General features: G+C 39.9%; 16 protein-coding genes and 1 pseudogene. 8 read left to right on the top strand and 9 right to left on the bottom strand.

Features of this window, described 5'->3' with window-relative positions; all coding sequences use genetic code 11:
* The first annotated feature begins 215 nt into the window (after positions 1-215).
* Positions 216-1013, top strand: coding sequence for an adenosylcobinamide-GDP ribazoletransferase (cobS, locus tag RH949_RS14125; protein ID WP_446353917.1), 798 nt, complete (start codon positions 216-218; stop codon positions 1011-1013).
* Positions 1014-1138: 125 nt separating this feature from the next.
* Here the strand turns inward: cobS and RH949_RS14120 are convergent, their stop codons facing one another.
* The 3 genes and pseudogenes from RH949_RS14120 to RH949_RS14110 all read right to left on the bottom strand — a co-directional run bounded on the left by RH949_RS14120 (position 1139) and on the right by RH949_RS14110 (position 4394).
* On the bottom strand, positions 1139-1936 hold the full coding sequence (locus tag RH949_RS14120; RefSeq protein WP_446353915.1) for a DUF3153 domain-containing protein: 798 nt from the start codon (positions 1934-1936) through the stop codon (positions 1139-1141).
* A 184-nt stretch (positions 1937-2120) separates the two neighbouring features.
* Positions 2121-3004: pseudogene (locus RH949_RS14115) on the bottom strand (metallopeptidase TldD-related protein); the annotation flags it as partial.
* Between the two features lie 553 nt (positions 3005-3557).
* Positions 3558-4394, bottom strand: a complete 837-nt coding sequence (locus RH949_RS14110) for a WecB/TagA/CpsF family glycosyltransferase (protein ID WP_446353913.1) — start codon at positions 4392-4394, stop codon at positions 3558-3560.
* Between the two features lie 785 nt (positions 4395-5179).
* Here RH949_RS14110 and RH949_RS14105 point away from each other — a divergent pair.
* The 4 genes from RH949_RS14105 (at position 5180) to RH949_RS14090 (ending at position 11179) form a co-directional block, all read left to right on the top strand.
* Positions 5180-7930: a DUF4114 domain-containing protein gene (locus RH949_RS14105; protein WP_446353911.1), complete on the top strand. Its 2751-nt coding sequence runs from the start codon at positions 5180-5182 to the stop codon at positions 7928-7930.
* Between the two features lie 17 nt (positions 7931-7947).
* Positions 7948-9114, top strand: a complete 1167-nt coding sequence (locus tag RH949_RS14100; RefSeq protein ID WP_446353909.1) for a glycosyltransferase — start codon at positions 7948-7950, stop codon at positions 9112-9114.
* A 63-nt stretch (positions 9115-9177) separates the two neighbouring features.
* Positions 9178-9954: a hypothetical protein gene (locus RH949_RS14095; protein WP_446353907.1), complete on the top strand. Its 777-nt coding sequence runs from the start codon at positions 9178-9180 to the stop codon at positions 9952-9954.
* 172 nt (positions 9955-10126) lie between these two features.
* Entirely contained in the window at positions 10127-11179 is a 1053-nt protein-coding gene (locus RH949_RS14090; RefSeq protein WP_446353905.1) for a sulfotransferase, read from the top strand.
* Between the two features lie 307 nt (positions 11180-11486).
* Here RH949_RS14090 and RH949_RS14085 read toward each other — a convergent pair whose 3' ends face one another.
* The gene (locus RH949_RS14085; RefSeq protein WP_446353903.1) at positions 11487-12389 is read right to left on the bottom strand and encodes a glycosyltransferase family 2 protein; all 903 of its coding nucleotides are present in this window, start codon (positions 12387-12389) and stop codon (positions 11487-11489) included.
* Between the two features lie 98 nt (positions 12390-12487).
* Between RH949_RS14085 and RH949_RS14080 the strand changes: the two genes are divergently transcribed.
* Together RH949_RS14080 and RH949_RS14075 are read left to right on the top strand one after the other, a co-directional pair.
* Positions 12488-13249, top strand: coding sequence for a class I SAM-dependent methyltransferase (locus RH949_RS14080; RefSeq protein ID WP_446353901.1), 762 nt, complete (start codon positions 12488-12490; stop codon positions 13247-13249).
* A gap of 249 nt (positions 13250-13498) precedes the next feature.
* Positions 13499-14254, top strand: a complete 756-nt coding sequence (locus RH949_RS14075; RefSeq protein ID WP_446353899.1) for an FkbM family methyltransferase — start codon at positions 13499-13501, stop codon at positions 14252-14254.
* A gap of 100 nt (positions 14255-14354) precedes the next feature.
* Here RH949_RS14075 and RH949_RS14070 read toward each other — a convergent pair whose 3' ends face one another.
* Positions 14355-15179: a glycosyltransferase family 2 protein gene (locus RH949_RS14070; RefSeq protein ID WP_446353897.1), complete on the bottom strand. Its 825-nt coding sequence runs from the start codon at positions 15177-15179 to the stop codon at positions 14355-14357.
* 100 nt (positions 15180-15279) lie between these two features.
* Here RH949_RS14070 and RH949_RS14065 point away from each other — a divergent pair, with 100 nt between their 5' ends.
* Positions 15280-16020, top strand: a complete 741-nt coding sequence (locus tag RH949_RS14065; RefSeq protein ID WP_446353895.1) for a CatB-related O-acetyltransferase — start codon at positions 15280-15282, stop codon at positions 16018-16020.
* 140 nt (positions 16021-16160) lie between these two features.
* Here RH949_RS14065 and RH949_RS14060 read toward each other — a convergent pair whose 3' ends face one another.
* From RH949_RS14060 to RH949_RS14045, 4 genes are all read right to left on the bottom strand, one after another.
* Positions 16161-17366, bottom strand: coding sequence for a hypothetical protein (locus RH949_RS14060; protein WP_446353893.1), 1206 nt, complete (start codon positions 17364-17366; stop codon positions 16161-16163).
* A 33-nt stretch (positions 17367-17399) separates the two neighbouring features.
* Positions 17400-18101, bottom strand: coding sequence for an FkbM family methyltransferase (locus RH949_RS14055; protein ID WP_446353891.1), 702 nt, complete (start codon positions 18099-18101; stop codon positions 17400-17402).
* A 168-nt stretch (positions 18102-18269) separates the two neighbouring features.
* Complete coding sequence (locus tag RH949_RS14050) at positions 18270-19610, bottom strand: flippase (RefSeq protein WP_446353889.1); 1341 nt, start codon at positions 19608-19610, stop codon at positions 18270-18272.
* 83 nt (positions 19611-19693) lie between these two features.
* Positions 19694-21109 (bottom strand): O-antigen ligase family protein, encoded by a 1416-nt coding sequence (locus tag RH949_RS14045; protein WP_446353887.1) that lies wholly within the window; start codon positions 21107-21109, stop codon positions 19694-19696.
* Between the last annotated feature and the right edge of the window lie 139 nt (positions 21110-21248).

The following is a 21248-nucleotide window of genomic DNA, read 5'->3' as shown; positions in this document are numbered from 1 at the left end:
TTATCTGAAATACTTGAGTGTTACGGGTATTACAGTAGGGTTACTAAACCATACTATCCCAATATTCACCCGCTATTCATCGGACAATATACGTAAATTTCTGTGTAGTAAACTATGAACCCAAATCCTGAGCCACTCAATATCTCTGTGACACCTGTATCCCCGTGCTTCCGGGCTTACCTGCATCTGTGTCCCTCTAGATTAGATTATTCTCCATGAAGTGGTTTAGAGTGCAATCGATGTGGCAAGCGGTGCAAAAGTCCTGGCAGTCTTGGTTGGGTGCTATCACCTTTTATACTTGTATCCCCATTCCCATGAGTTGGGGATTAGACTTTGAGCGTATTGCCCGTTGGGCACCTGGGGTTGGGTTATTCATTGGCGTTCTATTAGCTATGCTAGACGCTCTGTTGCAACACTGGGGTATGCCCCACTTGACCCGAAGTGGGATTATCGTGGTGAGTTGGGTAGCACTCACCGGAGGATTGCATCTAGATGGCGTGATGGATACGGCAGATGGCTTAGGGGTACCCGATCCGAAGCGGCGGCTGGAGGTGATGGCAGATAGCGTTACTGGGGCATTTGGGGCGATGGCAGCGATCGCGCTACTCTTACTAAAAATGGCGGCGCTTACGGATATTGAGACTCATCGCTGGTTTGCCTTGATTAGTGTAGCCGGATGGGGGCGCTGGGGACAAGTGGTGGCGATTTCGATGTATCCGTACCTCAAAGCCACAGGGAAAGGCGCATTTCATCAACAAGGGATTCGGGTGCCGATTGATAGTCTGTGGGGGGCATTTTTACTCCTGGGGGTATGTGGCTTACCCCTACTCATGAATATGAATAGAGATAGTCTGGAGTTAGCCGTTATTAGCGCCGGAGGAGGATGTGCGATCGCGCTTTTGACCGGCTTCTGGTTTTACCGCCAGTTGGGAGGACATACGGGGGATACTTATGGGGCGGTGGTGGAATGGACAGAAGCCTTATTGCTCTGTTTACTGACAATATTTTTATGAGCCTGGGAAATCTAAGCTGCTGGCATTCTAAGTTTTTCGGCATTTCAACTTGAATGTCAAGAATTACGAAATCCTTGTAGTGTGAGCATCTTGCTCACTACTTATACCCAATTTAAATGTGTGACTTACGCCGTTGATGTTCCCGGAAATGACTTATACTTAACCCAAAAACCACCCAACACCAACAGTACAATTACAATCGTTCCCATTCCCAGAGGACTAGGAACCCAATACACCACCCCTAGGCGATTAAGTTGACCCGGTATCAGAGTCCACACAAGCTGATGTCCATCCTCGTAAATCTGAGGCGTAATCGTATTATCCCCTAAATCAAGAATGTTTGCCCCCCAAGGAGTCTGCAAACTAAACTGCAAATCCAACAGCGAACCCGGACTAACGATTACACTCCCATTTGCCGAAAGCACGGCTAGCGATCGCAAATCCAGTTCATAGTTTAACTGATTCCGTTGCACCACAAAAAAGCTACGTTGATCCAAACTTAATATCGAGTCAAGACTGGGTAAATCAACAGTTCCCCTATCCTTAGCCTTCCTAGCCGTTGGGTTCACGGGGTTGAAAAATTGGTTGAACTTGGTGGTCAATTCCTGCCCATTACTAAATGGAATTGTGACTACAAGTGTTTGCTGAGAACGGCGCGTCGTTTTTCCGTGGAGTTCCTTAGCACGTCGTTCAATACTTTTGAGCCATTCAGTCGCTTGAGCATTACTAAAACTTCTCAATTGTTCTCCCAAGCGGATTTGCTGCACAATCGCGCCGTGGTTTTCATCCTTGACGTTCACTAAAACATCATATTTAACGCAGCCAGATAGGAGTAATGACACCAGCAGAACAACCCCAATCATCCGTAGGCGACTGAGAACCGAACGAACGGCAGAAAATCCATTTATCAATCCTGGCTTCACCAACTTTACTCCTTTCTCTCTTATCGTATTTTTGCTGTATTCCTGCGAATACCAGTACAGTTATTATAGGATTTCACCCATATTTTAATTCATTCTTTTTATTATTAATAAGGGCGGGTTTTGTTGATAGATTATCGGTGTGTATCACCATTAAACGGCTAAACCCGCCCCTACAATTTACTTTTTACTTTTTACTTTTTACACTCAACTGATCAAATAACAAACAAGGTAGATAAGCACTTCCGCCAACCCATTCTGGTGACGCACCTAAATCAACCAGACGTTTAAACGCCTCAAAAATACTACCCGCTACCATCGTATTCTTAACCCGACCCACGATTTCCCCATTCTTAACTTTGTAACCTAAATCCAGATTCACGGAAAACTCTCCTGCTAGCTGATTCGATTGACCGGCACCCAGCACTTGATCGACAATCAGCCCTTCTTTCATCCCAGCAATTAAATCTGGCATGGCTGTCTTTCCTGGAATCATACACAGATTCACTAAATCGGGTATGGGACGAGATAACCCACTCCGGAAACCATTCCCACTGGGTTGACATCCCCCTCGCGCCGCCCAACGTCGATGCTATAAGCCTGAAGAAAATCTTCCCCCTTAACTAAGTTCCCTGATAGACTAGCACTCAGGATTTGACGGCTACGTTGTGTCCAAACGTTACTCGTGGTGGCAATTTTCACCGAACTCGAGCGGATATGAAATTCGACATCCACCAATATATCTGGGTTATAAGCATGAACCTGCTCAATTAACCCTTGTCCCACCTCGACCAATTCTTGGGTGGGTGGGGGCTGAAAATTGCTTGTCGGTGTCGTCAGTTGTACATCACTGGCAAACTCAAACTCGACGGGAGCGCCAATTTCAGAAGTTTGTATCGCAGCAGACACTAAGTCATCCAAGCGGCTCAAATCACTAGAACTGGCAAATCCCAGACGTCCATTACAGACAAGTCGCAGCGCTATTCCCTCACGGGCTTTGGTTTGCAGGGATTTTAAACGATTGTTTTCAAAGGTAATCGGTGTATCTTGACTGGACAAATATTGACACTCACCGCCCTATAAGTGCGGTGATTCTTGGGCTGATCTTGCCTTAGTTCGTCCGTTCAACAAGTTGAATAGTTTCCCTTCGGTCTTACAGAGCATACTTGAGCCTTTCAACTCACTCCTCAAGCTTAAATTCCTGTGTGTCCCACAGTATTTCAATGCCTTCACAGGTCTTACATGATTTTAAATGTATCGAGATTTATCGAATTCTCGCTCCAACGTCTCTCACTTTGCAAGATTTAGGATTTCTGCTACCAGGGTTCCGGATACAAGAGATAATCCGCGCTTACCAACTTCGCTTTTTATGTGCGCTTTACCGCTAATGTTATTTTAGTACGAATAAGCAGCATATCAGGATAATTTCGAGATAATCTTAGTGAAAGCCGTCCTAGAAGGTGTTCCTGAGCCTGTCGAAGGACGAGGCTTGTGACCCAAGTTTCCGGTAAACCTCAGCTGCTTCCGCCTGCTGAGTAGCTTGGTTTAAAATCCGCTCCAGCGTTGAATCACTCAATGATAATCTCTCACTTTATGGAGTTGCCTTTCTCTTTTCATATAATATTCATATAATATGAGAGGTTTGGTAGTCAATTCGATTACGCTTTTTTTGGCGGGGCAAGATTTTGAAAAGCTGCAAAGCGACAAGCACGAGGTAAAGCGGATTGATTAAGAGGTAGCGCTTCCAAAGACGAACAGGTTCTTGCATAAATCGATAGAGCCATTCTAAACCGAACTTTTGCATTAAAATTGGAGCTTCGTCAACTTGACCCGCGTGCATATCAAACGCCGCACCGACACAGAGTACTGGGCAATCCAGGCGATGGCGATGGGTAAACGCCCACTCTTCCTGTTTAGGACATCCTAGTCCGACAAAAAGTATACCCGCTCCTGATTGGCGAATGGTTTGGACGTACTCAGCATCTTCCTCTGGAGTTAATGCTCGAAACGGTGGAGAGATTGCACCAGCGATTTTCAAGTTAGGGAATTTTTCGGTCAGCTTGACTTTCAGTTGCTCTAACGTCGGATCGGTGGAACCATAGAGAAAAATACTCACACCTTCAGCCGCCGCTCGTTCGCACACCCTTAACATAAGTTCAGGTCCCCGGACGCGATCGCGCAGATATTTTTCTCCCGATTTGCGAAACAGATTCAGCGCCCAGCGTACAGGTTGACCGTCTGGGGTGACTACCGTAAAATTATTCAGGCGATAGCCATGACCTTGGGGGTCAAGATAACCACGCATCATGCTATGGACATCCGTTGCCGCTACTGTACACGATTGATGCCGTTTAGCGTTTTGAATGATCAGATCGGTACATTCCTCATAGCTTGTCCGATGAACACCAATTCCGATGACACTGGTTTGACTGGGAGACACTGGTAACGTTTGAGTATTCATTCCTATTTCCTCATAGCTGCCCAAACTGGGTTTCGCATTTTTATTTTTTATCGCCCGAAGTCCCAAAACCTTGTTTCTGTAGACCTGGAGTGAGCCAGACCCACGGTCAACGGTTTTTGGGTTTATCCTCATCGTCTCGCTAAGTCTGGGGAGTTAGGTGTTAACCTCTTTCGGGTCGGGGAATAAAATCCTTTATGGGAAGTAATTTACTTGTAATTGCTCAGTCATGTCAATAGTTGTACATAGATTGAAATGTAAATCCACCAATTGCGAGTATTTACGTAAAGACTCTTTACAAAGTTTTGTGAAGTCTCAACCGTTCCATCTGTAATCTGGCTGATCCAAGTTAACTTCCCCTCTTTGGGTGAGGGCGAGGCAGATGTGCAGATGTGATAAGGGTTGGTCAAATCTACTGTGAAGTTTTCATGAAGATACGACAGGCTGTTTATGAAGAGTCTGTAAAGAGTCTATGTTTGGGTAGACAGTAGTTGATTAAATTCAGTAGTTTTACTACAGACAGAGAAAATATACTTACAGGGTTCAGTCCAGCGATTAAATTTTTCACAAGTCCCTCGACTTGAAACATGATCTAAGCCAAGTCGGTGACACTGTTTAGTTCGCGTCATTGTTCATGGGTTATGAACTGTAATCCAAGTTTGATGATGTATTAAAACGGTGACGCCCTGTTAGAGAATCCCTTGATCTAGATCTAGATACACGTTTAGTTCCAACGTTCTGGGCGAGGGATAGATTTAATCTGGCAAAAAACGGGTGCATGCTAAATTATGACTACCATTATAGTTAAAAACGCTGCTGACAGTGGAGTGGGTTCTCTGAGAGCTGCGATCGCGCAAGCCAAGGCAGGGGATACAATTGAATTTGACGCTAGTTTAGCCAATCAAACCATTACCCTCACCAGTGGTCAACTCGAAGTTGAGAAAGACTTGACAATTGATGGGAAACAGGCCCCAGGTTTAACCATTAGTGGGAATAACACCTCTCGTGTATTTTTTGTTCAAGGCGATCCACCCTGGGAACCTATAGAAGTAACATTCAAGAATTTGACGATCGCTGATGGAAAGACGACGGAGAAGGGTGAAGATGGGGCAGGTGCAGGAGTTTGGACATTTAGCTCCACCAAGTTAACCATAGAAAATACCACCTTTAAGAATAACCATGCCAATGGTGAAGGTGGGGGAGCGATTTATGCCGGTTTTCGCAGTAGCAATATTATCATTAACAGTACATTTGAGGGCAATAGCGCTGAGGGGAATGGTCAATCGGGTAAAACTGGGCGGGGTGGAGGTGCGATCGCGGTTAAAAGCGAAAGTTCTACTACAGTTGTGGACAGCGATTTTACTAACAACCATGGAGATTTGGGGGGAGCCATTAATAGCCTCTTAAGTAGCCTGACGGTTACCAACTCCACCTTTGTCAACAACACATCCACGAGTGGTGGTGGAGCCATCTTTACCGATGGAGCTTCGCCAACCCCAGATAGCCGGACGCAAGGCACAATCGAGATTAGTAATAGTCGAATTGATGGCAATCAAAGTGCTGGAGAAGGAGGAGGTCTGTTTCTCTTTGTTTATGATAGCGATACCGTATTAGTTCAAAATAGCACGATTATTAACAATCTCATCACTGAGAATAGCCAAGGTGTGGCTCTCGGTGGGGGGCTACGCCACGGTAAGGGTGAGTTGATTATCCGGAATACGACGTTTGCGAATAATCGGGCGCACCAGCAAGGGGGAGGTTTATGGGTAGGAGAAACATCACCGACTACTATTGAAAATAGTACGTTCTACGGCAACGAAGCCAAATCAGCCGATGGTAATGATGGACTCGGTGGCGCGATCGCTCTCCAAAATGGATCGAGTCGGACTACGATTACCAACACAACCATTGCCAGGAATTATGCTGGATTTATGGGAGGTGGGTTTACCGGCGGTAGCAACAATACCCTACTTACCAACACCTTAGTTGCTGATAATTTTGCTCACAATGGAGGCAATGATTGGAACCTTAACCATCAGACAATGATAGTATTTAGTGATGGCGGTGGAAATGTCCAATCCTTGTCTCCAAACCCGGATGATACCAAAGTAACAGCCGGTGTTATGTTTAGTGATCCTCAACTGGCAGAGTTTACCGATAATGGCGGGGCGGTGCAAACATCTCCCAGACCAAGGAATCCCCAGGTGACAGCCGGAGCGACGTTGAGCGTTTCGATAGAGACACCACCCATGGCTCCGAGTGACTTAATCCTGACAGGGATTTCTTCTACAGAAATTGAACTGACTTGGGCGGATAATAGTCAGGATGAAACCGGGTTTAAGATCGAGCGATCGCGCGACCAAGAGAATTGGACGGTAGTTGCTACAACAGCGGCTGATGTTATCCGTTACCGGGATACTGACTTAACGGCAAACACGCAATATTATTATCGCCTGAGAGCAATTAATGACATTGGGGAATCGTCGGCTACTGTCACCCAGGGAATCACGGCTAGCATAACCAACCCTCAACCCATCCCAGAACCCACATTGAGTCACCTAGCCTCGGATGTTTTCTACGTTGCTGGAGATTCGGATGCGGTTCAACTTGAATTTCAGCTAACTGGGAGTGATACCAATTCGGTTAACGAAGTTGGCATTTTTTGGGTAGATGATGAGTCGGGTTATATTAACGGGATCGCTCCTGGAGAAGCTGGGTATCTGGATGCCGCCCTCAACCAATCCCAAGTTGTTTTCTCTGTGCTTCCTGGCAATCAGTTTCCAGATTTAAGCTTCACCCGTCAATTTGGGGTTGATGGGGATCAGAACTTTGGGTTTTACCTGATCGAAGATAGTACCACGGATACAGTACGGGCTGAGTTGGCGGCTGGAGGGACTCCGGATAATATATTTTTGGGTTTAACCTCTGCCAATGGGGATCAGTTTGACCCTGTACAGGTATCAGAATTAGGTGATAACTACTATAACCTGGCGTGGGAAGATGGCAATGATGGAGACTTTGATGACCTAGTTTTCACGGTGCAAATCACAGAGGCTCAACCAGGAGTTGGAACCCAGTTACAAGGAGGGCAAGAAGCAGAACTCATTGATTTACGGGATCAGGTAACGGGTATGATTCCGGCGCAGTTTGGCGTCAATAGTGACGCCGAGTATGATAATAGTTTTGGATTTTATGTCATTGATGACTTGGATGGTCGCATTGGGGATCTGCTACCCGGTGATCCCGGTTATGCTGAAGCGGCGGTAAGTCAGCAGTTGGACACAAACGCGGGACTACCGGCTGGGACGTTAGTGGCTCCGTTTATAATCGCTGATGGTACAGCAGAAGAGTTTTTGGCAGAGAATCCCCTGAATCAGAGTGATCAAGACGTAATGGCTTATTTTGCCTTTATCGGGGCTAACCCGGATGGGGTAGACCACGTTCGCCTTTTGGGAGATAATACCATTGGGTTTGAAGATGAATGGAATGGAGGCGATCGCGACTTTAATGATATGGTTGTACAGGTGCATTTTGGATAACATTATATAGAATTAACATGAATATTTTGTATCTCACGACTTGTCTTCCTAGCAAAAAAGGGACTGGAGGTGATATTGCGTCAGAGCATTTCATTAATGCCCTTAAATGCAATCAATACAGGGTATTAGTTGTTGGATATCAGAGAAAAGGTGTACCCTGTGAACCAAAGCTCGATATTCTGTCAGTAGGAGAACGTTACATAGAAACAAAAGAGGCAAAATTATATCCTGTTATTTGGGGGCTTAACAGTTTAATAAAAAATCTGCCTTATTCATCAGCTAAATATTACTCTCAGACCTATCTAAAAAAAGTTAATAATATTTTAAACGACGAAAATTATGATATCATTATACTAGAACATTCTTCTCAATTAGTTTGGCTAAAATCGATAATTTCAGAACGTTATAAATTGATTATTAATGCTCAAAACATTGAAAATGAAGTTTATTTAGAGCGCATTGAATATACAAAAAATTCCCTATTGAGATGGATCTATCAGCGAGAGATTAAGTTGGCGAAGAAAGCCGAAGATGAGTTAGCTAGAATAGCCAAGCAAACGTGGACGTTAACACAACACGATGCTGAATATTTCATCAAAGTTGTTGGCATTGAAAATCAAGGCAAGATAAAACGCTTTGATTTACCTTCTAGCCTAGAAAATTTAGGATCTAGTCTGAGAAAACCAAGTTTTGATATTGGGATGATCGGCAGTTGGACATGGAAACCTAATCGGGATGGATTAAAATGGTTTTTTCAATGGGTTTATCCTCACCTACCAGACACTTTATCCATTCATATTGCTGGTAGGGGAGCCGAGTGGCTTCAGGGATTGTATCCTAACGTTAACTATAGAGGGTTTGTTCCCGATGCACGAGACTTTATGGCAGAAGCTAAGGTTATTGCGATTCCTGGGATCAGGGGAGCTGGGGTACAAATTAAAACATTAGATGCTGTTGGGGTCGGATTACCAATTGTGGCAACTCCATTTGCATTGAGGGGAATTTCCAATCCGCCAGCAACCGTTCAAGTGGCTGAAGATCCCGAACAGTTTGCTCAATGTTTAATGTCTGTCGTTTCATCTCCCTTAATCCAAGATGGGCAAGAGCAAGCCGTGAACTGGGCGGAGCAACGTCGAGTTCAGTTTATTTCTGATGTTGCCGCTGCCGTTGATGAATTTCGCTGAAGATATCATCGGTAAGCTGCTCTGATAGTAGTATAATGAAAATATTGATTTATGATGGTGTTGATGAGCAATCCCCAACTGACAGACGTACAAAAAAAAATCAATAAAAAGGCTCGGCATATTCTCCGCGCTTCAAAAATTTGGATGATGGAATTTTCCCAGCCACAGCAACCGTATCGCTATATTTTTCATCATATTCCCAAGTGTGCAGGAACCTCTGCCTTTGATGCTCTAACTCACTGGTTCATCTGTATCAAAGATTATCCCCCACCCTGGGCTTGGGGTAATGAAGATGATCCTCAAGCCTACGAAAAATTCTGTAACCGTCCCAAAAACTTGGCTAACCTATGCCACTACCATATATTATCTGGTCATTACCATCTGCCAGGTTCTTTTATTCACGAAAGATATCCGTCTTTTCTAGAGCAGGAATCCTATCGTCTGATCACGTTCCTGCGACATCCATTACAAGTTCAAATATCCCTGCACTATTATGAAATACGCATGAAGCGAATTTCACCTCAAGAACCACTAGAAAAGCATTTGTTGACTAGAAATAATTATTTAGCAACAGTCATTCCTTGCAATGAATCTAATTATAAAGATGTTCTCAATCGCTATTTCTTTATCGGCTTAGTCGAAAACTATCAAGAATCATTTGAGAAATTAGCTGCTCTCTTGAAGAAGCAGCGCATTCAAGTGGATAATTTAAATCAATCGCCTCGGAGTCGGCAAAGGCTTTCCCCGGGTTTTCTGTCTGAGTTTGAGGAAAGTAATCGCCTAGATTATCAGATTTATAATTATGCTAAAACACTTTACCAGCAAAATGCTTGGCTATAATATGAAGGCAATGCCAGCATAACAGGTACGGAAGAGCCTACTGGTATTATGAGTTTACTTGATGTTTAACTTGCTAAATAACCAACCTTTGAGCAATCGTCGATAAGGTAACAACCAATAAATCAACCACAAAGAACCACCATATCGTTGGAAAAATTTTAGAGTCAAAATCATGCATTGGATTACCCGTAAGGCGAATAAATTGAAACTAAAGATTGAAAGCCAAACAGAATTGATAGTCAGAGATGTACAATCGAAAATCTTCTATCCGATCAATTTGTGGGAGTCACAGAAAATTGATATATCTAAATGCATAGTGGTAAATGGTTTTTGGCGAAGTGGAACAACCTGGTTGCAAGATACTTTATCAGCCGCAATAAACGCTAAAGCAGTTTTTGAACCTTTTGGACTAAGATCGGATTATTTCTATAAAGCTATGCCAGAAATTAATCCGCCACAACATGATTTTACTTTTCTCAACCTATTGATGCCTTACCAAGACCATAATTTTGGTGAAGGCTCATATCTTAAGAGCATCATTGACAAAGCATTGCTAGATCTATTGCCTCATCGAAATACTCAAATGACTATCAGACCCATCAGTTACTATTCTAGAGATAGGGTGGTAGTGAAGTTTGTTAGAGCATCCCTTTGTCTAAAAGCTATTTACAATGATTGGCCTGTTTCTATTATTCATATCTATAGAGATCCGCGAGCACTTATTCATACGATTATGCGAATAGATTATTGGAGAGCTATTTTTGAGCAACTTTCACTCTCCAAACAATTACTTCAAATTAATGATGGTCGTAAAAATTATTTCTATAAATGGGAAAAGGAAATTTTTGAATTAGATCAACAAAACCTGATATCCCGTCTGGCTGCCTACTGGGCTCTAACAGAAAAATATGTACTAGATTCATTTTCAAATCAACAGAAGCAAAATAGATTTTATATAGTAAATTATGACGATATGCTCCTTGAAGGTTCAGATTATTTAAGAAGAGTTTTAGACGAAATGAAAATTGAATTTAACAACTTAGATTTAGAAAAAAATTGGAGTAAAACCTCTCCAACTTCCGTCAAAAAAAAAAGTATAGGTTATGGTAAACGGCAAGGTACTGACAGGTTATATTCTTGGAAGTCTGATCTGAATCAATCAGAACAAGATGAAATTAGAGATATTATGAAAAGATTTGGGTTAGAGTATCGCTTAAAGGAATAATTGTAGTCTTTTCAGTCTTGCAGGATAAAAACTTTTCAATCAGGTGGGTATATTCCGTACTTAGTGTGCTAAATTGTTAGTTTGATTAGTCCGAATATTGAACAGTAATATCTTTAGCTATTTTTTCCCATATTTAAAGTCGTTTTGATGTACTTAGGCGCACAATTGTATCCCAGATTTTTACCCAAGAGTATTAATAAAATCTTCAATATACATGGGTACAACTTGAGAGCGCTAATCGGCTAAAACGCTTAACCGAGTAATGCTTTATGCTTCTATCGTCAATCGGGATGGGGGGAACTTCAGGTTAACGACCGAAGGTCCGAGTTAACTTGATGTTTAACTTGCTAAATAACCAACCTTTAAGCAATCGTCGATAAGGTAACAACCAATAAATAAACCACAAAGAACCACCATATCGTTGGGAAAATAGCTTCCATTCTTCAAAGGAGTACAGAATTACATCTTTTAAGGGTAATCCTTTTGGACCGCTCATCTGCTTTAATTGTTCCTGTAGACGCTGATCAGAGTCTGAGGTCTGGTTTAAGGGACAAGTTCCTATATATCCTGGAGAAATCCACAGACTACATCCTTGGTTTTGAGCTCGTAAACCATAGTCATAGTCCCCTAGGTAATGAATCAAAGCGGGGTCTAGGTTTCCAACAACTTGAACAACCTCTCGACGAATTAGAACACAGTTTCCATTGATGGTGTTACAACGCTGGACTGTTTCATTGGGTTGAACTAGACAAAAGCGCAAAGGATGCCACCAGTATTCTTGCACAACCCCTCCATAGGTGAGTGTGCCTTGCTCCGGGTCTTGAGTCGAGCCAACCACAATTGAGCGAACGTCACCCTGCTCGGCTAGATGACCAGATGTGGCGAACAAAGTCGTCAGAGCTTTTGGATACAGGATGACGTCATCATTGAGCCAAAGGTAATAGTCATAGTCTTGCTTGATGGCTTCCGCTAAAGCCAAGCGCATTCCCCCGTTCCAAAACAAGTGACCATTACCGGGAAGAATGTTGACTTGGGGATAAGCTTGTTGGATAGCTTCTGCTGTACCATCTGTGCTACCATCATCGACTAAATAGACATCAAGGGTGATTTCTGGGGTCAGTGCTTGGTTGAACAATGCCTCTAAACAGGCTAGAGTCTTGGTTTTGCGGTTATAACAGGTGATTAGTACGGCGGTGCGATTTCGGTTCATGTTTTTTTTGCCCGGAAAATTTTGTTAATTTTTATGAAGTTTGCTCTGTAAAGTCCTAAATATAGGATATTATTTTTTTGTTAAACATTTAAACCATCATGACAAGCTTACAGCAGCAAAAGAGAAGGAATGATGTTAATATTTTTAATATCAAGCCTTGGGATGAAGAGAATTCTAGGATAATTAGACAGTACATTCAAGAGCATTTATCTGGTTCAATCAAAATATTGGAAGCTGGGTGTGGACAAAAATGGGATTTGAACTTACAGGGTATAGACTATGAATTAACAGGAATTGATTTAAGCCAAGAAGCTTTAGAAATCAGAAAATACAAAAAAAAGGATTTAGATAAAATAATTGTAGGTGATTTAAGAACGATTGAACTCAAAGAAGCTGAGTACGATGTAATTTATTCCTCATATGTACTTGAACATATAAGTGATGCAGAAAAAGTACTAGACAATATGTACAATTGGTTAAAACCAGAAGGATTTTTAATTCTTAGAATTCCCGATGCAGAAACAGTGTACGGTTTTTTGTCTAAGTTGTCACCATTTTGGCTGAAGATATTATATAAAAAATATATTCAAGGACGTTCTAATGCTGGTAAGCCTGGTTATGATCCCTTCCCAACAGTTTATGAACCTTTTGTCTCTAAAAGTGGTATACGGAACTACTGTAAAAAGCAGGGGCTAAACATTAAAATAGAATACAGTTATGCTTTTGACGCTAAAGATATTTTTAAAGCGTATCCTTTTCTCGGTGATGTTATCGTTAATACAGTGGGTGCATTATCTTTAGGAAATCTTGCATCTAATCGTACTGATCTTCTATACATTATTCAGAAAAATGTTGTATAATTAACCATAATTCTAAGAGCAACATAAAAACTAAAATCAATTGTAATTAATTTGTGATTGCTTGATTGCGAATAAAAATATAGCAGTTCCAAATGAAACGTGAAAATATTACCCCTCCCAAACCCTCCCCTTGCTTGCGTAGAGGGCAGGGGTGGGGTTTACAACTCAAATAAAAACGCTATATAATATAGTTTTTGTTGTTTTGAGATTGTTTAAAATAATTGACTGTACCGGAATAGGTGTTGACTTATGAGTAATATAACTAAATTGAGAAATATAATTAAACAGTTTGTACCAAAGACTATAAAACACACTATTAAAAAATATATCTGCAAATTGAATCCATCAACATCAACGTTTTCACTCTGTGGGGAAGACCGTATATTATCTTATCTTTTCTTGCGACAGGACTCTGGTTTTTATGTCGATATAGGCGCTTATGATCCAATTGATTGTTCCAATACCTATCTTTTCTATGAAAAAGGGTGGCGTGGAATTAATATTGATGCTAGACCAGGGAGTATGAATTCATTTAATAGATGGCGACCCAGAGATATTAATTTAGAAGTAGCAGTTGCCAATAAAGAAGATTCTTTAACCTACTATCAACTTACTGAATCAGCAAGTACGATGAATAGCTTTTCCCAAGAGTTTCTCAAGGAACTGGGCATGGAAGATAAAATAGTCAGTCAATCTCAAATAAAAACTGATCAATTAGCCAGTATTTTAGAGAAATACTTGCCCCCATCTACACCTATAGACTTCTTATCAGTTGATGTAGAAGGAATGGATCTTGAAGTCTTAAAATCGAATGATTGGGTTGCCTATAGACCTAAAGTTGTACTCGTTGAAAGTATTGCCCGAAATTTAGAAACCTTATCAAAAGTAGATATTATGGATTTTATGGTTTCTCATGATTATGAATGTTTTGCTAAAACCCCTAATGGTGTATTTTTTCTAGAAAAATCAGTTCAGCTCCATTCTGTTAATATGATACTAAGTTAATCAACACAATGTGTCCTGCTTTTAAAGCTCTATTTCGCCTAATAATGAGGGTTTATTTGACTTGGTGGTGTCCTTTTCGGTGGAGCAATTTACTTGCATATTAGCAAAAATGCAGTCTTTTAACTTTGCTCCGAATACCTAATGTAGAACGTGTTGTTTTGAGGATAAGTTTTACAATAGCCAGCCACAACTCCGGTTCGCTAATATGTTCTTTCAGCAATTCTTGATTTGACATTAGTACCTGATATTGAGCTTGAAAATGCCTAAGTAGTGAGTTGGTTTTTGAAAGTCCTGAATCTGTCTTACGGTAATTGATTCCGACAATGCCAGAGTGTTTCCAGTGATAGGGATAAGCAGCCAAGCGAATTTGTAAGTCCCAATCTTCGTACAAATTCCTGCCATGTTGCATTCCTCCAGCTTTTATGTAAAGATGTTTAGGAATCAGCATATCTCGAAGAGGTGAACCAAAACCATGTATTAACAATCGCAATCTTTGCTTTATATCAAGGTGAACTAAACCTGAATTGTCCCAATAAGCAATTGGTTGATCATGGTGACTGATTAACTGAACATCAGAATAAGCTATGGCTTCAAAGTTACCTTGTAGAGCTAAAAACTCCTTTTCTATTTTTTGTGGTGTGTACCAATCATCACCATCAAGACTGGTAATTAGCTCACCTTTAGCAGCACGAATCGCTAAATCCCTGTTTGCCGCCACTCCCAGATTTTTTTCTCGGAAAATTGATTTAATTTGGGAATAGTCATGAGCTAGGGACGTAATGAGTTCTCTTGAACCATCCGTGGAGCCATCATCTGCTACAATAATTTCGGCAACTGGCATCGTCTGATTGACGACGCTGATTATGGCTTGCTTCAAAAATCTCTCTTTATTGTAGTTAACAATAATACAGCTAATAGGGATCATACTTTAGCTATTTTTAATCTAGGTAATACATATTTGTGATGATTTTAGAACTAATTATATCATGAGCTGTTAGTATAATTCCATGATTTTGTAAACATTTATGTCTTTTGACCAACTATTTGAAATGATTAAAGTTAAAGAAAATTTACATATCATCTCCAAAAATCCTCTGACTATCTATCTGCGTTTTTTGATCAATTGGCAAAGAAATCAGTTGAAGTTTCAAAAATTTAGACAAGGATATTTGTCCTTAGTTTTGAATTCAGAGATAGAACCGAATGTTTGTATTAGTAGCAACGTGTTAGTACTTGACTCCTCAATTGGCTCCTTTTCTTACATATCTGAAAAAACCTTGATCACAAAGACTTATATTGGTAGATTTTGTAGTGTTGGTCCCAACTGTCTGTTTGGTTGGGGTATACATCCTTCTCAATACTTTGTGTCTACCCATCCTATTTTCTATTCAACGAAAAAACAAGCTGGTATTACATTTGCTGATCAAGATTATATCGAAGAAAGGAAACTTATCCAAATTGGTAATGATGTTTGGATTGGTGCAAATGTTGTTATTTTAGATGGTGTGACGATTGGTGATGGCGCTATTATTGCTACTGGAGCAGTTGTGAATAAAGACGTTCCTCCTTATGCTATCTATGGTGGTGTTCCTGCTAAACTGATCCGTTATCGATTTAAACCAGACGTAGTTAAATATTTGATTAATTTTCAGTGGTGGAACAAGGATCAAGAATGGCTGAAAACTAATTTTTTGCTCTTTCACAAGATTGATGACTTTGTTAATTATATTCAGCAATCGGAGAATTCATGTACAATCGACAGTTGAACTAAAGTCGAGTAGCTTGGCTCACATTCTGCACTATTGACCTAAAAAAATATTGAGTTTTTTGAACACGGCTGAATCAGTTCAGCTAAAATTTAGTTGCTGGAATTAGTAAAATCAACACTATTTTTATAAATTACCTTTTACTTATCAGCGATCATCTGTGAATAGAAAACTGAGCTTGTCACTATCATTTTTTCAGCCATATATGCCAACGTTTTAATGCTAGTTGTCAGAGGTAAATATCGATAGCGAAAAGAGGCAATCCTTGGGTCAGGTTCTTGATACAGAATATCTTGAGCAAAATTATTCCACCGACCATCTGGCATCAAATCTAAGGTCATACCAGCATGACCTGAAGGTAAAAGCATATTCGAGCCATGAATACCGATTACTAAACGGCTTTCTGAGTAAAGTTGGCACATTTGTTGTTCGGTATCCTTGTTAAATTTATCAACCCTGTGGTCTTCTATCCAAGACGGGAATTGAGTTCCTCTACCTAAACCCGCGATCGCAAATTTTGCCGTGGGAATCTGGGTTCGTATTTTGGTAAACAACCGACGTACTTGCCAATTTTGCAAAACAAGGAGTGGGAGCGGCATATTATGTCTTCTCAACGCTCGGAAGACTAGATCACTTAACCCCCGATCATTTAACCACATTCTATCCTCACGCCATATAAAGGTTATTTTAATATCTTTTTGGTTAAAAGAATGTTTAGGTACTCTTGTAAACCGAGTGATATCAAACTGACTAGGATGAGAATAAGCTTGACTGACATATACTTCATCAAAGCGTTCTATTTCTTCACTGACAAACTCAGCAAAGCTAGGATAGTAACAAAAACTCTTACTTATTGGTATAGGTACTGTCCACACTTCCGCAACTCCTTCTGGAACCATCCATCTAAGAAACTTAGGAACAATCAGAACTAGCCCATAATCAGGATCAGCATCTAAATGCCTTTGAGCGTTGAGAAGCTTTAACAAGCAATGTCCATAAAGATGATCAATACAATTCAAGATAATAACGCGATTATACGGCTTGAATACTTCTTGACAAATATCTAATTGTTCAGTCTCTGGATTTCTCAAAGAGTCAAGCAATATTTTTGCATGATCTATAGCTGTTCCTTTCCACCAAAAATTGTTCTCTTTTTGATCAATTTGAAAATATTTGTCAATCAGGTGACTTATTTTTAAGCTTTCAATCAGTTCAGTGGAACAACTAACACATTGCGATTCTACATAACTATACATTCCATGCCATTTAACAGTTAAAGGCTTAAGAGCGGCTTGGCAATAGGGACAAATAGAGTGATGTTGGATATTCGGTTTAATTTCAATCATTTTCCTGATCAATTCAATTTGCGAATTTTGGGGTTAACCCAAAAGCAAAGCATCTCTCTCAAAATCACTTGAAGCTATGATATTGCAATGACTTATATAAATAATCGAATATCCTTGAGAGATTAGATACGGTTGTAGTTTTGTATTAATCACTTTGTCTGTATTGTATTCAACAAGAATCAGTCTTGGTCTATACTTCTCTAAGTTCAATCCTTCTAATACGTCAATTTCCGTACCTTCCGTATCAATTGAAATAAAATCAATGGTTTTAGGAGCCTGTATTTCATCCAAGATTGATTCTAACCGTCTCACCTTAACAACAAGTTTCGATTCATGAATATTAGCCCGGGGGCTTAATGAGTTAAATACGGTTGATTGACTGGTAAAAAAGTTGGCTTCACCCTCAAAATTTGAAACGGCAATGTTCAGTACTTTATCTCTAGGTCTAACGATCTGGAATTGATCTATTAGATCAGGATTAGGTTCTATGCACAACCCTGCCCACCCTAATTGGTAAAAAAAGTATGTATTGCTTAACCTGTCTGGACACCATGCGCCAACGTCAATGTAAAATCCGTTGGGTTTGCGACCGATGACTTTGTAAATTAATTTATCTTCACCAGCTTGAGAATAAAATGGCTGCCAAAACGGATGAAGTAAATGTCTCAGCTCCCTTTTGATCACTGGTCTAATCTGTTTTTTGATTTTAGTTTTAACTTTTTCTAGATTTTTCATTTGACTTTACCTGATAATCCTACTCACTAGCCGTAACAAAAAACATGAACATTTGAATTGATGTTATATTATAAACCTCGCACAATTGGCACAATTGGAAAGCTGGAGCTTTTCGTAGAAGGGAAAAACCACAGATTTTAAAGGATAAAATACAGCTATTGATTATGATTATTGCACCAGTTTGATTATTCTCGTCACAGCTTTATAAAAATTTAATGATTTCAAAATCATCCGACCAATTATCCTCAAGTCTTGAAAGAAAAAATTTAAACATACAATAACTAAAAAGTAAGTGATAAGTGTAGCAATTGTTGCTCCAATTGCCCCATAGTTTGGTATGAGGAAAAGGTTAAGTATCACGTTAGTTACAGCACCAATTATACTCAAATACAACGAAAAATGCAATTTATTTTCCACAGCTAGATAAGCACTTCTTGCCATACCAAAATTGCTTCCAAATTGTGCCCATACGTAGATAGATAATATCGCAGAAGACATGGCATAGGATTTACCATAAAGTATAGTGATTAGATAAGGAGACAATAGACAAACTGGCACGGCAACTAAAATCCAGAGCATGGACATAACATCAAAGTAAATTTGGAATTTCTGCAAATATATATTTGGATCTTTTTTCTTTAATTCGGTAAACTTTGGCAATAAAGACTGGTAAACAATTGCTGGAATAAAATTAAATACTTCCGATACTTTTACGGCGGCAGAATAAAATCCTAATTCTGTTGTGTCGTCCAACAAAGACCCCAACATGACCTGATCGCTTGAAGCATAGATATAAATGGCTAACCCCGACAAAACTAACATCCAACTTTCTTGTAACAAGGCTTTGGCGCGAGAAAGACTGCATCGCCAAGACCTAATGTGATTACCGTTGCTCCGATAGGCAACAACTAGGGCTAATGCTTTTAACGCGACTTCAGCTAACCTTGCCCCAGCAAAGGCTAAGACACTAACTCCTATCTGAATTAAGCTAATTCTCAGACCAGCATAGCAAACAGAAACCACATTGTTAGCGATAACCGTGTATTTGGACTGGAGTTGCGACTGAAACCAGTATTCAATTGTACTAAACGCCTGGAAAATCGTGCCAGCAGCTACGATCCCCACTAACCAGCGAGTCAAAGTGTCATCAGGTTTGAGCAGAGCAATAGTTCCAACCGTTAAAAATAGAGTCAGAACACCGCCAATAAGTTGGAGGGCAAACGCGGTTCCTAACGTTTCATCTTTGCCAAGAGGATCACGAGCCAGATCACGAATAACAATTGTACCTAATCCTAAATTAGCGATCGCACTAAACAAAGCAACAAAGGTTATAGCAAATGTCAGCAAACCATAGTCCGTGGGTTGTAGGTAACGAGCTACCCAGATACCCACCACTAATCCCAATCCCATTTGGAAAATCTTATCGGCTAACAGCCAAGATGTATTACCAATAACCTGGCGTAACCCAGGGGAAAGTTTTTGAATTAATGCTGCTAGCTTATTTAACATCAGCAGGTTAGCACCCAAAAATTAGTTAGTTATATGGTTGAATGAGTTCAGAATAGTGCTGAAATCCGTTCAATTATCATAGATCATTGATCAGTTTTAGGATGAACAGGATTGACTAACGATAGTGAGTCAAGATGGCGAGAGTTTTGTAAAAATCTACCGCTTTTTAGCTGGGCGTCTGCCATTTCCATAGTTAGCCTAGCTGTCATTAGAACATAAATTAGCCAGCCATTAGATATTTGATTAATGCCATTTTCTGTAACGTTTGATATACTTAGCCATGTAAAAAACACTAAAGGCAATAATGATTCGGGGGTGTTGTTTTTTATAAAGTAATTAACTCCATAATAAATATTTATAATTAAGGAAATAATAAATAATCCTAATCCGACCCAACCCAAATCTAAACCCATATCTAAATAGCCATTATGAGAATGCATAGGAATAAACACCAGTTCCTTGGCTTTAATGACAGCGCCCGGATTTTTCAGGCCTCGCCAAGGTTGCCAAAATCCTTGATATCCATAACCCAACCAAGGACTTTTGTTGATCGCGTCAATCACTACAGGCCAGATATATGTTCGTCCAGTTAAAGTCATATCTTTTCCCAATTTTTGTACAATAATCAATTCGGCATTCTCTACGATTAAAATTGCCAAAGATACTCCTATTGCTAAAAATAAACCCATACAGGCAAAAGCCAACTTGGCTGGTAAATGTTTAAGAAAACGGGCAAATATTAAAAGTGATATAAGCACAACCAACAAAACTTTACCCATGCCACTACCAGCTTGTTGTACACAAAAAACAGACAATGCCGCTAGCCCCAGGAATAACCCCTTGTATTTTGGTAAACGAATTGACTGTAAATAGAGTAAGATAACACTGAGATTCATCACAAAACTAAAAGGATTTTTGTGCCCGATGACACCAGACCAATTTATTCCATGACCTGATGTGTAGATTAAACTCAGAATAAGTACTATGGTGTGATATGATAGTAAAATATTTAACAATTCTACCATGCTGTATTCTTTGCCAATGTAAATGAATAGAGCTGTTACAATTAAACAAACAATACTAGCTTTAAGTGTGTATGTTGGGTCTTCTGACCAAATAAAAGATAGAAGTAAAATCATAATATACCCAGCAAAAAAAGGATTAAATTTGATTACACTGCCGATAACGAATATAAAATTATTTAACTTGTTTTTCAGTCTAGAATACAAAAACAAACAACAAATAACATAAAGAAAAATCTGAACAACTAGAGAAGGAATTGTTTTTCCAGGTAGATATAAGACTTCTGGTTTGAATTTACCAAAAATATTAGGCCAAATTACACTGTTACTCAGTAATAATAAAACAATGCAAATCATCTCAAACTTTTCAGCTCGTTTTAATCGAGCATTAATTAGCTGAAAACCTATAACAATGTAAACCAATGCGGTAAATACAACAAGAGTAATTATCAAAGGATTTAAAAATAATTGTTTCATGAGACACTAGGTTTAATCATGATTGAACTTTGCTGATTCAGTTGATTGATAAACAAATAAGCGATTAGCGTATAAAATTAAATCATACTCAGTTGTGTCAAGTATATAGCCTGTGCTTTATATAAGTTTACCTCGACAA

This window comes from Coleofasciculus sp. A1-SPW-01, from assembly GCF_040217205.1.
GTDB lineage: Bacteria > Cyanobacteriota > Cyanobacteriia > Cyanobacteriales > Coleofasciculaceae > Coleofasciculus > Coleofasciculus chthonoplastes_A.
This window is presented reverse-complemented; position numbering and strand designations above follow the sequence as displayed.

Coding starts and splice junctions, on each gene's coding strand:
- cobS (WP_446353917.1), top strand. CDS start 216: ATGAAGTGGTTTAGAGTGCAATCGATGTGGCAAGCGGTGCAAAAGTCC.
- RH949_RS14110 (WP_446353913.1), bottom strand. CDS start 4,394: ATGAATACTCAAACGTTACCAGTGTCTCCCAGTCAAACCAGTGTCATC.
- RH949_RS14105 (WP_446353911.1), top strand. CDS start 5,180: ATGACTACCATTATAGTTAAAAACGCTGCTGACAGTGGAGTGGGTTCT.
- RH949_RS14100 (WP_446353909.1), top strand. CDS start 7,948: ATGAATATTTTGTATCTCACGACTTGTCTTCCTAGCAAAAAAGGGACT.
- RH949_RS14095 (WP_446353907.1), top strand. CDS start 9,178: ATGAGCAATCCCCAACTGACAGACGTACAAAAAAAAATCAATAAAAAG.
- RH949_RS14090 (WP_446353905.1), top strand. CDS start 10,127: ATGCATTGGATTACCCGTAAGGCGAATAAATTGAAACTAAAGATTGAA.
- RH949_RS14085 (WP_446353903.1), bottom strand. CDS start 12,389: ATGAACCGAAATCGCACCGCCGTACTAATCACCTGTTATAACCGCAAA.
- RH949_RS14080 (WP_446353901.1), top strand. CDS start 12,488: ATGACAAGCTTACAGCAGCAAAAGAGAAGGAATGATGTTAATATTTTT.
- RH949_RS14075 (WP_446353899.1), top strand. CDS start 13,499: ATGAGTAATATAACTAAATTGAGAAATATAATTAAACAGTTTGTACCA.
- RH949_RS14070 (WP_446353897.1), bottom strand. CDS start 15,179: ATGATCCCTATTAGCTGTATTATTGTTAACTACAATAAAGAGAGATTT.
- RH949_RS14065 (WP_446353895.1), top strand. CDS start 15,280: ATGTCTTTTGACCAACTATTTGAAATGATTAAAGTTAAAGAAAATTTA.
- RH949_RS14060 (WP_446353893.1), bottom strand. CDS start 17,366: ATGATTGAAATTAAACCGAATATCCAACATCACTCTATTTGTCCCTAT.
- RH949_RS14055 (WP_446353891.1), bottom strand. CDS start 18,101: ATGAAAAATCTAGAAAAAGTTAAAACTAAAATCAAAAAACAGATTAGA.
- RH949_RS14050 (WP_446353889.1), bottom strand. CDS start 19,610: ATGTTAAATAAGCTAGCAGCATTAATTCAAAAACTTTCCCCTGGGTTA.
- RH949_RS14045 (WP_446353887.1), bottom strand. CDS start 21,109: ATGAAACAATTATTTTTAAATCCTTTGATAATTACTCTTGTTGTATTT.